The 13,856-nt window shown below is 67.3% G+C and carries 14 protein-coding genes; 7 read left to right on the top strand and 7 right to left on the bottom strand.

All coding sequences use genetic code 11. The features are described 5' to 3' along the window. Nucleotide 1: 1 nt before the first annotated feature. A complete protein-coding gene (locus tag ACEVFP_RS19675) occupies nt 2–766 on the bottom strand; it encodes a DUF1932 domain-containing protein (RefSeq protein ID WP_375001219.1) in 765 nt (254 codons plus the stop codon). 107 nt (nt 767–873) lie between these two features. Between ACEVFP_RS19675 and ACEVFP_RS19670 the strand changes: the two genes are divergently transcribed. Both ACEVFP_RS19670 and ACEVFP_RS19665 read left to right on the top strand, forming a co-directional pair. Next, nucleotides 874–1,683 (top strand): cyclase family protein, encoded by an 810-nt coding sequence (locus tag ACEVFP_RS19670; RefSeq protein ID WP_375001218.1) that lies wholly within the window; start codon nt 874–876, stop codon nt 1,681–1,683. After that, complete coding sequence (locus tag ACEVFP_RS19665) at nt 1,676–2,329, top strand: GntR family transcriptional regulator (RefSeq protein ID WP_375001217.1); 654 nt, start codon at nt 1,676–1,678, stop codon at nt 2,327–2,329. The genes ACEVFP_RS19670 and ACEVFP_RS19665 overlap by 8 nt, the downstream gene beginning before the upstream one ends. A 258-nt stretch (nt 2,330–2,587) precedes the next feature. Here the strand turns inward: ACEVFP_RS19665 and ACEVFP_RS19660 are convergent, their stop codons facing one another. The 6 genes from ACEVFP_RS19660 to ACEVFP_RS19635 form a co-directional block, all read right to left on the bottom strand. Next, nucleotides 2,588–3,970 (bottom strand): lyase family protein, encoded by a 1,383-nt coding sequence (locus ACEVFP_RS19660; RefSeq protein ID WP_375001216.1) that lies wholly within the window; start codon nt 3,968–3,970, stop codon nt 2,588–2,590. Beyond that, on the bottom strand, nt 3,967–4,827 hold the full coding sequence (locus ACEVFP_RS19655) for an HpcH/HpaI aldolase/citrate lyase family protein (protein ID WP_375001215.1): 861 nt from the start codon (nt 4,825–4,827) through the stop codon (nt 3,967–3,969). Before ACEVFP_RS19655 ends, ACEVFP_RS19660 begins: the two co-directional genes overlap by 4 nt. Further along, nucleotides 4,824–6,014, bottom strand: a complete 1,191-nt coding sequence (locus ACEVFP_RS19650; RefSeq protein WP_375001214.1) for a CaiB/BaiF CoA transferase family protein — start codon at nt 6,012–6,014, stop codon at nt 4,824–4,826. Before ACEVFP_RS19650 ends, ACEVFP_RS19655 begins: the two co-directional genes overlap by 4 nt. A gap of 62 nt (nt 6,015–6,076) precedes the next feature. Further along, nucleotides 6,077–6,895, bottom strand: a complete 819-nt coding sequence (gene pcaD, locus ACEVFP_RS19645) for a 3-oxoadipate enol-lactonase (RefSeq protein WP_375001213.1) — start codon at nt 6,893–6,895, stop codon at nt 6,077–6,079. Beyond that, a complete protein-coding gene (locus ACEVFP_RS19640; protein WP_375001212.1) occupies nt 6,892–8,034 on the bottom strand; it encodes a mandelate racemase/muconate lactonizing enzyme family protein in 1,143 nt (380 codons plus the stop codon). The genes pcaD and ACEVFP_RS19640 overlap by 4 nt, the downstream gene beginning before the upstream one ends. 11 nt (nt 8,035–8,045) lie before the next feature. Further along, nucleotides 8,046–9,314: an alpha/beta fold hydrolase gene (locus tag ACEVFP_RS19635; RefSeq protein WP_375003872.1), complete on the bottom strand. Its 1,269-nt coding sequence runs from the start codon at nt 9,312–9,314 to the stop codon at nt 8,046–8,048. On the opposite strand from ACEVFP_RS19635, the gene ACEVFP_RS19630 reads away from it, so the two are divergent. From ACEVFP_RS19630 to ACEVFP_RS19610, 5 genes are all read left to right on the top strand, one after another. After that, nucleotides 9,228–9,470 (top strand): hypothetical protein, encoded by a 243-nt coding sequence (locus ACEVFP_RS19630; RefSeq protein ID WP_375003882.1) that lies wholly within the window; start codon nt 9,228–9,230, stop codon nt 9,468–9,470. The genes ACEVFP_RS19635 and ACEVFP_RS19630 overlap by 87 nt on opposite strands. A 151-nt stretch (nt 9,471–9,621) precedes the next feature. Next, on the top strand, nt 9,622–10,347 hold the full coding sequence (locus tag ACEVFP_RS19625; protein ID WP_375001211.1) for a PIG-L deacetylase family protein: 726 nt from the start codon (nt 9,622–9,624) through the stop codon (nt 10,345–10,347). Beyond that, nucleotides 10,344–10,973 (top strand): 4-carboxy-4-hydroxy-2-oxoadipate aldolase/oxaloacetate decarboxylase, encoded by a 630-nt coding sequence (locus tag ACEVFP_RS19620; protein WP_375001210.1) that lies wholly within the window; start codon nt 10,344–10,346, stop codon nt 10,971–10,973. Before ACEVFP_RS19625 ends, ACEVFP_RS19620 begins: the two co-directional genes overlap by 4 nt. A 10-nt stretch (nt 10,974–10,983) precedes the next feature. After that, on the top strand, nt 10,984–12,069 hold the full coding sequence (locus ACEVFP_RS19615; protein WP_375001209.1) for an ABC transporter ATP-binding protein: 1,086 nt from the start codon (nt 10,984–10,986) through the stop codon (nt 12,067–12,069). Continuing rightward, a complete protein-coding gene (locus tag ACEVFP_RS19610; RefSeq protein WP_375001208.1) occupies nt 12,066–13,841 on the top strand; it encodes an ABC transporter permease in 1,776 nt (591 codons plus the stop codon). Before ACEVFP_RS19615 ends, ACEVFP_RS19610 begins: the two co-directional genes overlap by 4 nt. The last annotated feature ends 15 nt before the right edge of the window (nt 13,842–13,856 follow it).

Raw genomic sequence — 13,856 nt, 5'->3', positions numbered from 1 at the left:
CCTATCTGGTGAGGATGCGGCGCATCACGTCGCGCGAGGCACGGGCCATCAGCGGCTCCACGTCGAGCTCGGTCAGCATCTGCGTCGCGGCGTCCATCTCATCGGCGCGGCGCTTGGCGTGCAGTTGTGTCCCTTCGACGAGACGGTCGACGATCTGCTCGTCGAAGGCGGCCAGTTCGCCGGCGATGTTGGCGCGGAGCCAGTCTCGGCAGTTCGCCGTCTCGGCTGCTTCGAGTGCCTCCACCACTGAGGTCGCCAGCCCCTTGAAGAACACGCTGCGCAGCAGCTTGCGCTCGGCAGCGGCTCCGGCCTCGCCCTCCTGCTCCGAAACGTTGGCACCGAAGAGGTTGAGCTTGGCAGCGAATCGTTCCGCGTCGGGTCCAGACACCAGCATCGGCACGGTCAGTCCCTTGCCGGGCACGGGCGACATGATCGCGACGTCGACGAACGCAACGTCCAGTTCTACCGATCGTCGCGCGAGGTCTGCCTTGAGCCCAGGGGAACCGGTGTTGAGGTCGGCCCATATGGCACTGCCGGCGCATCCGCCGGCGGTCTCAAGCACATCCCTCGCGACGGAGGCGCTGTTGACGCTGAGCACGATGTCGGCGCCCCTGACAGCCTCGCGCTCGTCCGCGGCGGACGTCGCTCCGGTAAGTGCCGGCACGGCCGGGTCGTACATCACGATCTCGGCCCCGGCGGCCACCAGGTCGGCACCGATCGCGGATCCGGCCTCACCACAGCCCAGCAGGGCGATCCTCGTCGTCACACGACACCTCCGGTGATTCGCGGGCACACCCGCGTGCTCCTGTTTCGTGCACAATAGTGTAGACAATTGACGACGATTGTGGCGCCTCGCCGTCCGCAATCGTCACGATGACGGGAGTCTCGATGTCCGACGCCACGACCCGCACGTCTCGCCGCATCCTTGACCTTGCGCACCCGCTCTCGAGCAGTGCACCGGTCTCAGGCAGCCATGTGGGCTTCACTCTGGCGCTCAAGAGGCGACACGGCGACGTGGTCCGGGAGGACGGGGGTTCCGGGGCGTCCGAGATGATTGTCATGAGCCCTCACATCGGCACGCACGTCGACGCCCTGTGCCACGCTTCGCACGAAGGTCGCATGCATGGCGGGATCGACGCCGGCACCGCTCAGCGCGGCGAGGGATTCTCCGTGCTCGGCGCTGAGACGATCCCGCCCATTGTCGGAAGGGCGGCGCTGCTTGACGTGGCGGGACCTGGACGGGTCTGCGCTGCGGGTCAGGAAGTCACGGTGCACGACCTCGAGCGAGCGGCCGAGGGCATCGATCCCTCAGAGGTTGATGTGATCCTGGTACGGACGGGGTGGGCGGCCCACTGGGGAGATGCACCTACTTACGTTGGGCACGAGCACGGAGCACCGGGTGTCGGTGTCGACGCGGCGCTGTGGCTCGCTGAGCACCATCCCATTGCCGTCGGTAGTGACACGATGGCCTTCGAGTGCATCCCTCCGGGTGCGGGACACCGTAACCTTCCAGTGCACAGCCATCTCTTGGTGCAGGAAGGAGTCCACATCATCGAGAACATGCTTCTCAACGAGTTGGCCGACTCCGGCCACGCCACGTTTGACTTCGTCCTCGCGCCGCTGCCCATGGTCGGAGCCACCGGCTCTCCGGTGCGACCTCTGGCGGTGGTCCCCGATGGCTGAGCGGACCGTGCCCCCCTCGAAGACGCAGTTCGTCTACGAGTGGCTGCGGGAGGAGATACTCTCCGGGTCGCTCGGACCGGGCTCACACATTCGTCAGCAGGAGGTAGCACGGGAGCTGGGCGTGTCCTACACACCGGTCCGTGAGGCGATCCGGCAGCTACAGGCCAACGGCCTGGTTACCTACGAACCCCACCGCGGCAACGCCGTCACCAGTCTTGACGACGACGCACTGCTCGAGCTCTACCAACTCCGGGGTGCGGTCGAGGGTCTCGCAGCCCGCCTTGCGGCCGTCACGATGACTCCTGAGGCCCTCGAGGAGATCGAGGCGGTGCATGCCCGGGCGCAGGACGAGCTCGACAAGGGCGGAGACTCGTCGACGCTCGCGGACCTCAGTCGACGTTTCCACACGCTCGTCGTGGAGCAAGGAGGGCCCAAGGTCGTGCTTCCCAAGCTGCACGAGATCTGGAACCACTACCCCGTTCCGAGGTCGCAGTCGCTATGGGCCGATCCCGCCGAGGCCCGCCGCAGTCTCGACGCCCACGGTCGCATCATCGAGGCATTGCGTTCGGGTGAGGCCGCGAGTGCCGGCACGCTCATGGAGGAGCACATCGTGGAGAGCGTCCGGTACCGCCTGGTCGCCGACTGAGACTCGCCCGTCTGTGGAGGGGCACAGGTTCCGGCCTACGGGGCGCCCAGCGACTCCGACGCTGCGGGCGACCTACGCACAGCCTGAAGAAGGAAGCCCATGCTGGACTCGCCAGTTGGTCGCTGACCAGCTGGCCTGATCAATCGCCCCGGGGTCCCGGCGAGACCTCCGCATCAGACAGCATTGTGCGGAGCTGACCGGCGATGACGAGCCGTGGCGGCGCTTTCGCCCTGCCTGTTGACACGAAGGAGCTGGGTGTCAGTCGAGGGCGCCACTGCGCGCGAGCGCCCGGTTGGTGATGCCGCGGGCGCTTCCTACATAGGAGCGGGGATCGAGTAGCTCCGCGAGATCGATTCTGCTTGGATCACCGCCGCGCGTGGCGATCGCCTCGTGCAGCGCGTCGCGCAGTGCGCCTCCGGCTCCTCTGTGCTGCAGCACGACCTGCCGCACGACACTCTTGGCCTCAAGCTTGCCAATCAGTGGTGCAAGAGCGATGTTGATCCGCTCCGCCACAATGCCGGCACCTGATGATCTGAGGTTGCGGTCGATGGCGGCCTCATGGATCTGCAGACCGTCCACCAGTTCGCGCGTGTGCGATGCGCTGCCGAGAATGCAGCGCCACGCCTCGCGCAACGGCTGCCACTCCGACTGCCAAGCCCCAACCGGACGCTCGTCCTCGGCCATCATGGCTTGCAGGACGACCAAGCAGAGAGCCGGAACCTGGCGGCTGGCGGCGAGGACGAGCGTGGTCTTGACCGGGTTCTGCTTCTGGGGCATGGCCGTGGAGATTCCGTCCGCACCCTCGCTCACCTCACCGACCTCGGTCCGGGACATGACCTGGACGTCAGCGGCGATCTTGCCCAGCACACCGTTCACCAGGGACAGGCACGAGGCGAGATCGGCGAGTGGCGTCCGCACCGTGTGCCAGGGCTGGTAGTGCGGGTCTAACCCGAGCTCGTCGGCCACCGCATCGACCAGGTCGAAGGGGTCCAGTGGGTCACCGAGTGTCTGGTCCCCATAGCCGCCGTAGGCCGCCAGTGTGCCCGCGGCTCCGGCGAGTGACACAGGGAGTCCGCGCTCGATGAGGTCGCTGACCCGCCGCTCGGCGTCGACCAAACCGTTCAACCAGGCCGAGGCCTTGACGCCGAACGTCACCGGCACCGCGTGTTGTCCGATGGTCCGGCCTGCCATGGGAAGGTCACCGTGCTCGTCGATCAGCCGGACGACGCCGGCACGGATGGTGCCCAGCAGGTGCTCCAGCTCGTACAACGCATTCATCGAGACGAGCATGGCGGCCGTGTCGAGCACGTCCTGGCTGGTGGCGCCGAGGTGCACGTGGTCACCGACACCAGGCGCGGCGATTTCCACCGCACGCTGCAGCTCTTGCACGAGTGGGATGGCCGGGTTGGAGTTGTCGTGCACCCCGGAGGCAACGACCCGCGGGTCCACGCTGAGGTCGCGTGCCGTCGACTCGATGGTCCGGGCGGAGTCGAGCGGGAGCAGACCGAGCCGAGCCTGGGCGTTCGCGAGCGCCACCTCAGTGCGGAGCATCGCTCGGATCCACGATGCATCGTCGAGCGACGCGACACGGATTCCGGCCCATGCCGGGGAGAGCATTCCCGAGTCCTGGGGATCGTTCATGGAAGTCCTTTCGGTGATGACGCGTCCGGATGGCAGTGGTTCCAGAGGTCAACGGTCTGTTGGGCGCGCTGAAGCACGGCTCGGTCGACGAACGTGCCGTCCTGGAGCGCCGCCGCCCCGGAGTCCGTCTCCGGGTCACGGACCGAGGCCAGGACTTGCCTGGCGGCGGCGTACTCGGCATCGCTCGGCGCGAACGCGCCTCGAATGGGTGCGAGTTGACGCGGGTGCAGTGCTGTGCGTCCGAGGAACCCCTGGCGTGCGAGGGAGCGGGTGTCGGCACTCAGGCCGACGACATCGGTGACGTTCACGTAGGCGGCACCCATTGGGGCGGGGAGTCCAGCAGCCGCCGATGCGAGCACCAGGTTGATCCGCACCTGCTGCATGACCGAGGGGTCGCTACTGCGGAACGCTGTCCGGAGGTCGGCCTCGCCGAGGCTGACGCCGCCGACACCGGGAGCGTTGCAGAGGTCCTCGAGCGCAGCCACTGCCCGGGGGGTCTCAACGAGGGGATGGACGACTTGGTCCTTTCGGAGCCGGTCCCGCACTCTCGCCACGTCGTCGGCTGACTCGACCTTGGGCAGGCGGACGGATTCGACGGCGGTGAGCACCGCAACTGCCTCTGCGTCCGCGTGGTGCCACGGCGACGACGGGCCGTTGATCCGGACCTGCAGGTGCGGGGTCGGGCTGGTGTGCGTGAGGGTCCGGGCGAGAGCCGTGCGCGCTGCGTCCTTGTCCGCTGGCGCCACGGCGTCCTCGAGGTCGACGATGACGGCGTCGGTGTCAAGCTCGAGGGCCTTGCGGACGCGGTCGGGTCGGGTCGCCGGGACGTAGAGCCAGGTGAGTCGGGGTGCGCTCATGCGATACCGCCGCCGCGGCGCGCAGACGCGATGTCTCCGCTGGAGTAGCCGAGTTCGGCGAGAATCTCGTCGGTATCGCTCGCCGGGCCGCGTCCGCTGAACCGGATGCTGCCGGGTGTGCGCGACATCCGGAACAGGACGTTGGTCATGCGCAGTGGTCCGAGGTCGGGGTCGTCGACAGTGGCGATGGTGCCGAGCGCGGCGTACTGTTCGTCGGTGACGATGTCGCTCGCATCGTAGATGACTGTGGCCGCGGCGTCGGCGGCGGCGAATGCCGCGAGTGCCTCCGCGGCTGTTCGCTGGAGCATCCACTCGGCGACGGCGGCGTCGAGCTCGTCGGCGTGGGCGGCGCGTTGCCTGCCGGTGGCAAACCACGGTTCATCGATGACGTCGGGCCGGCCGACGAGTCGCATCACCCGCTCGGCGATCGACTGCGAAGAGGTGGAGACGGCCACCCACTTGCCGTCCTGGGTCAGGTAGGTGTTGCGAGGAGCGTTGTTCAGGGTGCGGTTTCCGGTGCGGGGTGCGACCGCCCCGAGCTGGTCGAAGATGCTTACCTGAGGTCCGAGGATCCCGAGCAACGGCTCGATGAGTGCGAGGTCTATGACCTGACCGCGGCCGCTCTGCTCCCTAGAGTGCAGCGCGACCATCGCCGCGTAGGCGGCGGTGAGTCCTGCGACGCCGTCCGCGAGAGCGAGCGGCGGCAGCGTCGGGGGTCCATCGGGCTGGCCTGTCATCGAAGCGAAGCCGCTCATCGCCTCGGCAAGTGTGCCGAACCCAGCCTCTCGCCGGCGAGGACCCTTCTGGCCGAATCCGCTGACGCGCAGCAGCACCAGCCGAGGGTTCGCTTCCTCGAGTTCCGGCCAGCCGAGTCCCCATTGCTCGAGCGTTCCGGGACGAAAGTTTTCGATCAGCACGTCTGAGGTCTCTACCAGGCGCAGCAGCAAAGCTCGGCCGTCCTCGTGCTTGAGGTCGGCCGCCACGGTCCGCTTGTTGCGGCCGAGGTTCTTCCACCACAGGCCGTGTCCGTTCTTCATGGCCCCGTGACCGCGGCTTGGATCGGGGCGTTCGGGATGCTCCACCTTGATCACGTCGGCGCCGAAATCACCCAGCATGGTGGCCGCGAGAGGGCCAGCGAACAGCGTGGCGCAGTCAATCACCCGGATGTCGTGAAGAGGAGGAACCATACGTTATATATAACATGTCATATGGATCGGCGCTGCGGCAGAGGCGACACGGCGGCGGACGTCTACCGCGTCAGAGGATGCACCCGGGACAGTAGGTCGAGGAGGACTGCGGTGAAGGCAGCGGGCTGTTCGACGTTGGACAGGTGAGCGGCTGAGGGCAGGATGTGCATGGAGGAGTGGTTCACTCCCTCGTGGATCCGACGGGCGTGCGCGACCGTGGTCGAGGGGTCGTGCTCGCCGACGACAACTGCAGTCGGCACGGTGATCTCGTGCAGCCGGTCGGTCACGTCGATCTGGGGGATTGCCCGGCAGCAGGCAGCGTAGCCCTGGGGGTCGCTCGCGAGCAGCATTTGCTGGTACGAGGTGACCACAGCGGGGCGTCGCTCGGTGAAGCCGGAAGTGAACCAACGCGACGGCGTCGTCGCGGCGATCGGCGCCAGTCCTTGCGTCTCAGCCGTCCGGGCGCGCTGCTCCCAGAAGTCGAAGGATTTCGGGCCGTAACGGCTCGTGGTGTCTGCCAGCACGAGCCCCTCGAACCGAGCTGGGTGGTCCAGTACCGCCACTTGTCCGAGCATGCCTCCCATCGACAGGCCCACGAACGTTGCGCGCTCCACGTCGACGACGTCTAGCAGCGCGATCAGGTCGGCGGCCAGGTCCTCGAGGCGGTATGGCCCGGGAGGTGCGTCGGAGCCTCCGTGGCCGCGCGCATCGTAGCGCAGGACACGGTGACCGACGAGGGGTGGCACCTGGTCGTCCCACATGTGCAAGGTGCAGCCGAGGGAGTTGCTGAGTACGACCCAAGGACCGTGGTCGCCATCGATCCGGATGCGAAGACGGGTACCGAGGACCGACACGACGTCGGTGTGGACGGGGGCAGTCATCGATCGACCCGGACGTGGTCGAGGTAGTCGGTGTCGATCCGCAGGCCCCAGCCGGGAGCGGTGGGCAGCCGGTACGAGCCGTCCTGGAAGGTTGGTCCAGTCCGATCGATCAGCCGATAGAAGAACGGGTCCCGCCAAGGCATCATCACCTCGGCCCAGTGCGCGTTGTGGGTGCCGGCGACCATCATCGTGCCGATCTGTGGCTCCAGGTGCTGTAGGGCGGTCGCGCCGAACGCGCTTGCCACGGCTGCGGAGCGTCGCCACTCCGACGGTCCGGCGCCCCAGTATGCGTCGAAGTTCAGGTGGTCGACCGCTCCCGCTACCAGCAGGTCGCGACACCCGAACCGGGACAACTCGCTCTGGCCTGCCGCGATCGGGATGCCTGTTGCAGCACGCAGCGTCGCCATCTCCTGCCGATCGTCGTCCCAGCGGCAGGGTTCCTCCAGCCATGCCAGCTCCATCTCGCGTGTTCGCTCGACGAACTCCACCGCCTCCCTTCGGCCCCAGGCCTGGTTGGCGTCGGCGGCCACCAGAAAGTCGGGTCCTCCGGCGTCGCGTACCGTCGCAACGCGGCGTGCGTCCTCCTCCGGCGACCGTGCTCCGACCTTGACCTTGAGGCCACCGATGCCCATCTCCTGCAGGGATCGGACCTCTTCGCGCAGGGCCCTCTCGTCGTCGCCCGTGCTGTAGTAGCCCCCGAGGGCGAACACTGGCACCGACGGCTTGGCTGCGCCCCACAACAAGTTGAGCGGCAGTCCGGTGAGCTTGCCGACGGCGTCGTGAAGCGCTGCATCAACACAGGCCTGGGCGCGCAGGGCGATGCGCCGGTCGCGCAGGAATGGCACGGTGGCAACTCGTGTGCGCTCCCATGCGTCGTCGATGGCCACCACGGGACGCCCGAGGAGGGCGGGTTCGAGTTCGTCGGCGATGAGGGCCATGATCGCCGGCTGGAGGGCATCGTCGTTGCCCAGGAAGCACTCGCCCACGACGTCGGCATCGGTGTACACGCGGGTGAGGATGGTGCACCGGTGCGTCAGGGCGAGCGACGCACCCGTGGCGGGGCGCTCGAGCTCGACCCGAAGGCCGATGGTCTCGATGCGGGTGATGCGGACCTCGCTGGCGAGAGCTGTCAGGGACATGGGTCCTCCGGTCAGACGTCGGGGAACGGACTTGGTGCAGCGTCCTCACCGAGGCGGTAGGTGTTGAGGGTCATTGACACCAGCGTGTAGTACCCGAGGATTCCGACGACCTCGGCGAGCGCCTTTGCGCCCAGGGTCCGGCTCGCCCGGTCGAACAGCGGGTCGGATACCCGGCGCTCGCAGTGCAGGGCGACACAGAGGTCGACGATCACCGCCTCGTCGCTGAGCAGACCGCGTGGGCGCCGTCCGCCGCGGAGTGATTCGACGGCAGTGGCCGCGATCCCGGCCTCCTCAGCCAGTGGTGCGTGCACGCACCACTCGTACTCGCTGCGCCACAGCCTGGCCGTGGTGATGACTGCCAGCTCGCTCAGCCTGGGTTCGAGCGAGGTGTGGTATCGCAACGTCTCCCCGAGGGACTGGGCGCGCCGAGCGAGCTCGGGGCTCTGGATCCAGGCTCGCATGGGTTCGGGCATTCGGCCACGAGTACCGTCGATCGCCTCCTGCACGGCTGCCCGCTGTTCGGTGTCGAGGGGATCGCCGTCACGGTGGACTGGACGTTCCAGACCCGATTGCCTGGGCGGGAGATCGAGGAAGCGGGCGAGGTGGTCGACGACAGCCCGAGGATTCTCGACCGCGAGAAAGTGCGACGCATCGATCTCGACGACTTGCGCTGACGCACTCGCGGCGAACTCCTCTCTCAGGAGTGTGGGAGGACGGACGACGTCATGACTGCCGGCCATGACCAGTGTCGACACGCGGAGGCCGGCGAGCTCCCCGTGCACATCGGTGGCAGTCATGGCCTCGTGCGCCCACGCGTAGCCCCGTGGGTCGGTGGTGAGAAATCGTTGGCGGTAGTCGTCGAAGCGGTCGGTACGACGGTCGGGGGGCCAGGAGCGGTCCAGGCTCAGTGTTTCGATGGATGCCATGCCGCCTGCGAGTGCCCCGGCTGCTCGCTCGCGCATCACCGCGGCGGATGGCGTGCTCACCGACAGTGCCGGAGCAAGCAGAGTGAGAGACGCGACGGCATCGGGATGCCGGGCCGCATACGAGATGCACTGGGCGGCGCCGAACGCGGCGCCGACGAGATGTACCGGATGGTCGATCCCGAGCTTGGCTACGACGGCCTCCAGGTCGTCCACGAGATCGTCGGTCGTGAACGCTTCCACGGGGCTGTAGGACCCGCCCGACCCCCGTTGATCAAACCGTACGACACGTACCTGGTCAGCCAGCATATCCGCGAGGGCCTGCCAGCTCTCCAGACCACCGCCGAGCTCGTGCACGAGGACGAGCGTGGGACCGCTGCCGTGGTCTCGGCAGCGCACGACGCCAGCCTCGGTCTCGATCCACACATCCCGGCCGATGACAGGCTCGAGGCTGTCGGTCTCGACACCGTCGGTCACGCGATCTCCTTGATGCTGGTCGCTGCGGTCACGTGACACCGATCACGAAAACCTCTTGACACCATTCATCCACCGTGCCAGCGTGATTGTCAACAATATTGGTTTGTATTTTGGATTCATATCTGAGTACGAGCCAGTCCAGACGCGGCGTGGGGCGATCCCGGGCCCGACCCGACGGAAGGTGTCGATGTCACGCATGACGGAACGGCGGCTGCTGGTGATCGGTGCGCACAGTGCGGACTTCGTGTGGCGCTCGGCCGGCCTCATCGCCGCTCACACGCAGGCCGGCGGGGCGGCGCGAGTCGTCTCGCTGTCCTACGGTGAGCGTGGCGAGTCCGGCGAGCTCTGGAAGGAGCCCGGTCAGACCATCGAGAACGTCAAGCGCATCCGTCACAGAGAGGCCGAGAAGGCCGCCGCCGCCGTCGGGGCCGACTTCACCTGCCTCGACCTCGGCGACTACCCGCTACGCACAGGTCCGGAGGATGTGGATCGACTCGTGGAGATCATGCTCGACTTCGCGCCCCACGTCGTCGTGACGCACCCGGACAAGGATCCCTTCAACCCCGACCATCCAGTCGCCCACCAGGTCGTGCAGCAGGCGCGCCTGCTCACCTCTGGTGCCGTCGTCCAGTCCGGCTTTGCAACGGCACCACCGTCGGAGTTCCTCGTGTTCGAACCCCACCAGCCGGAGCTGTGTGGCTTCGTGCCGAGTGTCTTCGTAGACATCACGGCGGTATTCGAGCAGAAGGTGACGGCGATGCACGCGATGGCTGCTCAGACATACCTGCGCGAGTACTACTCCCAGCGTGCCGAGCACCGCGGCAACCACGCCCGCAAGGTCTCCGGCGACTCGACGGTGCGCCAGGCCGAGGCGTTCATGCGTATCGTGCCTAATGTCGTGGAGGGACTGTGACGACGCCAGAGTATGCCGAGCTCGCACGTCTCGGCGTCTCCACCGTCTACGAGGCGGCAGGGCGACGCGGCCTGCTTGATCACGAGTGGCGTCAGGTGGTGCCGGGTTCCCGAGCGTGCGGACCCGCTCGCACCGCGTTGTGCGCGACAGGCGACAACCGTGCCGTACACGAGGCTGTCGCCTCCCTGCGGCCGGGCGAGGTGCTCGTGCTCGCCATGGAGGACCCTCAGCCATTCGGGATCATCGGCGACCTCCTGGTGACCCAGATGGAGTATGCCGGGTGCGCCGGGGTCGTGGTGGACTCGGGCGTGCGGGACGTCGAGGAGCTCGCTCGGATGAGCGTCCCCGTCTGGACACGATGGGTGCGGTCGCGGGGGGCGACCAAGGAGCATCGGGGAGCGATCGACGCCCCTGTGACCATCGGCGGCGTGACCGTCGCTCCCGGCGACGCTGTCGTGCTCGACAGCGACGGCGTGGTGGCCGTCGAGCAGGAGCGGGTCGGCACCGTCGTCGAGGCGGCGCGCGACCGAGAGATACGTGAGCGACGGGCTCGCGAGGACTACCGCAGTGGCGTGCTGTCGTACGACCGCCATGGCCTGCGCGCCTACGACGAAGCCTTGAGCTGAAGGACGAGACATGAACATCGACGTGCAGGACCTGACCCTGAAGTACGGCGACAACACTGCCATCGACGATCTCTCGTTGGTCGTCGAGGACGGCGAGGCGCTCGTCCTGCTCGGGCAGTCCGGCTGCGGGAAGACCAGCACCATGAGGTGCATTGCCGGACTAGAGACACCGTCCCGCGGCGTGATCAGCATCGGTGGGGACGTCGTCTTCGACGGCTCCCGCGGGATCAGTCGGCCGCCGAACAAGCGCAACATCGGCATGGTGTTCCAGTCGTACGCGATCTGGCCCCACCTCACGGTCTTCGAGAACGTCGCCTTCCCGCTCACCATGGCCAAGGTCGCCAAAGCCGAGATCCGCGAGCGCGTGGTGGCGACGCTCGAGCTGGTCGGTCTGGGCGCCATGGCCGACCGTGGCGCCAGCCTGCTCTCCGGCGGTCAGATGCAGCGCGTGGCGCTCGCGCGGAGCCTGGTGATGGAACCCTCCGTGCTGCTGCTCGATGAGCCGCTCTCCAATCTTGACGCTCGACTGCGTGATCGACTCCGTCTGGAGCTCCGCGAGCTCCAGCAGCGACTCGGGCTGACGTCCATCTACGTCACGCACGACCAGGAGGAGGCCTTGGCTCTGGCCGACCGCATCGCTCTGATGCAGTTCGGCAGGATCGTGCAGGTCGGACCGCCGCACGAGATCTACGAGAACCCGGCGAGCGCTTCGATCGCGGACTTCCTCGGCGTCAACAACATCCTGCCCGCCAAGCGGTTGGGCGCCTCGTCCGTGACCGTGGAGGGCTTCGACCGGGCGCTGCGCACCCACGACGTCCCGACCCACTCCGGGGAGCTTCGTGCCTGCTTCCGTGCTGAAGACATCCAGGTCAGCGCTGCAGCGACGCCGTACGACGACGGCTTCGACGGGACAGTCGTCTCCGCAGGGTTCCAGGGTGCCACCATCCGCTACCTGATCCGGACCACCCAGGGGGCCGAGCTCAATGCCGTCACCTCCAAGCGCGACGGTGCGCTCCTGCGTCCCGACGACGCCGTGTCGCTGCGGGTCGAACCGGACGCGATCCAGGTGCTGCCAGTAGAGGTGGAGGCACGATGACGCTGTCGACCGAGGAGCCGCGGCTGGGCACCAAGCCGGTGGCGCCGCGCCATGACGGTCCACGGTCCACCGCGCGCCTGCGCACCCTGCGTCGCCGCCTTCCGGTCCCCGCGGTGCTGTACGGCACGCTGGCAGTCCTAGTCCTCCTGCCCGTCGCGTTCGTGACGTTGTCCGCGTTCTCCAACGACACCCCGAGGCCTGGCAACATCGGCTTCGCGGGCCTCACGCTGGACAACTTCGGCACGGTGTTCGGGTCTGCCGGCGCCCGACGGGCCGCCGTCAACTCGCTCATGGTCGGCTTGGGGTCGGCCGCCGTCGCGTTGACGATCGGCGGGTTTCTGGCGTTTATCTCCGCCCGCACCAACGTGTACCTGCGACGTTTCCTCTATCTCGTCGGGTTGATCCCGATGTTTCTGCCGTCGTACGTCGGTGCCATCGCGTGGGCGATCCTCGCCGCGCCGAACGCCGGCCTGATCAACGTCGTCCTGGGCGATCTCGGACTCCCGCGCTTTGTCGACCTCTACAACGTCGGTGGCTTGGTCTTCGTCCTCGGCATCTACTACGCGCCCTACGCCTTCCTGCTTATTCACAGCTCATTCAGCCTGATGAATCCCGATCTCGAGGAGGCGGCGTCCGTCCACGGTGCGAGTACCAGCCAGGTGCTGAGGCGCATCACGTTTCCGCTTGCGCTCCCGGCGATCCTCGGTTCCGCGATCCTCATCTTCACGTTGACCGTGGAGAACTTCCCGGTCGCCCAGATCATCGGCGGCGCCAGCGGGTTCGACACCTTGCCGACCTACATCTGGCGGCTCATGAACAGTACGCCTTCGCAGGGCAACGAGGCCGCCGCGGTAGCTGTGGCCCTCGTGCTCACGGTGCTCGTCGCCACCCTCGTGCAGCGCGGCATCGTGTCGCGCCGGACGTTCACCACCGTCTCCGGCAAGGGAGTGAAGCCGCGTCGGATCGACCTCGGTGCGTGGCGGGTGCCGGCCCTGCTCGGCGGGCTCGCGTACTTCGTCGTCTCGGCGGTCCTGCCCCTGGGGGCGTTGCTGGTCGTGGCACTGCACGACTCCCCATACATCGCGACGTTCAGTGACTGGAACGAGCCCAGGGTCTGGTCGGCCGACGCCTTCATGTCGGCGCTTGAGTCCGCCACGGCTCGCGGCGCCATGACCAACAGTGTCATCGTGGGTATCGCCGCCGCAGCGGCCGGGACCTTGTTGGCGTTCGCCGTGGCTTACGTGGTGAACCGCACGACGTTGCCCGGACGATCGGGGTTGGAGTACATCTCCATGCTTCCGCTGGCCGTGCCTGCGATCGTGCTCGGTCTGGGTCTGCTGTGGACCTGGCTGGTACTGCCCTTACCGCTCTACGGGACGCTGCTGCTGATGATCGTGGCGTTCACTGCGGCGCAAATGCCGCAAGGGTTCCGAGGAGTCTCGGGCTCGATCCTGCAGGTGCATCATGACCTCGAGGACAGCGCAGTCATGCACGGCGCCTCCCGCACGCGGGCGGTCAGGAAGGTCACGCTACCGCTCATGCGTGTCGGCATCACGTCGACCTTCCTGCTGCTGCTGATGCTGTCGATGCGCGAGCTGACGGTTCCGCTGTTCCTCTTCACCTCCGACACTCGCCTGATCTCGATCGTGATCTTCGACAGTTACGAGAACGGCATTCTGCAGGGCGCTGCGGCGATCAGCCTCCTGTACTGCGTCGTGATCTTCGTGCTCGCGGCGGTCGCTCAACGTTACGGCACCCGGGAGCGCTCATGAGCGCGACCTCAGCCT

It is taken from the genome of Aeromicrobium sp. CTD01-1L150 (genome assembly GCF_041951745.1).
Classification (GTDB): domain Bacteria; phylum Actinomycetota; class Actinomycetes; order Propionibacteriales; family Nocardioidaceae; genus Aeromicrobium.
Note: the sequence above shows the minus strand (reverse complement) of the source record. Positions and strands in the feature narration are given on the sequence as shown.

What these genes read in the sequence shown, in the direction of transcription:
- ACEVFP_RS19640 (WP_375001212.1), bottom strand. Translation starts at nt 8,034, where the DNA reads ATGTCCCTGACAGCTCTCGCCAGCGAGGTCCGCATCACCCGCATCGAG.
- ACEVFP_RS19650 (WP_375001214.1), bottom strand. Translation starts at nt 6,014, where the DNA reads ATGGTTCCTCCTCTTCACGACATCCGGGTGATTGACTGCGCCACGCTG.
- ACEVFP_RS19615 (WP_375001209.1), top strand. Translation starts at nt 10,984, where the DNA reads ATGAACATCGACGTGCAGGACCTGACCCTGAAGTACGGCGACAACACT.
- ACEVFP_RS19670 (WP_375001218.1), top strand. Translation starts at nt 874, where the DNA reads ATGACGGGAGTCTCGATGTCCGACGCCACGACCCGCACGTCTCGCCGC.
- ACEVFP_RS19625 (WP_375001211.1), top strand. Translation starts at nt 9,622, where the DNA reads ATGTCACGCATGACGGAACGGCGGCTGCTGGTGATCGGTGCGCACAGT.
- ACEVFP_RS19660 (WP_375001216.1), bottom strand. Translation starts at nt 3,970, where the DNA reads ATGAACGATCCCCAGGACTCGGGAATGCTCTCCCCGGCATGGGCCGGA.
- pcaD (WP_375001213.1), bottom strand. Translation starts at nt 6,895, where the DNA reads ATGACTGCCCCCGTCCACACCGACGTCGTGTCGGTCCTCGGTACCCGT.
- ACEVFP_RS19665 (WP_375001217.1), top strand. Translation starts at nt 1,676, where the DNA reads ATGGCTGAGCGGACCGTGCCCCCCTCGAAGACGCAGTTCGTCTACGAG.
- ACEVFP_RS19655 (WP_375001215.1), bottom strand. Translation starts at nt 4,827, where the DNA reads ATGAGCGCACCCCGACTCACCTGGCTCTACGTCCCGGCGACCCGACCC.
- ACEVFP_RS19610 (WP_375001208.1), top strand. Translation starts at nt 12,066, where the DNA reads ATGACGCTGTCGACCGAGGAGCCGCGGCTGGGCACCAAGCCGGTGGCG.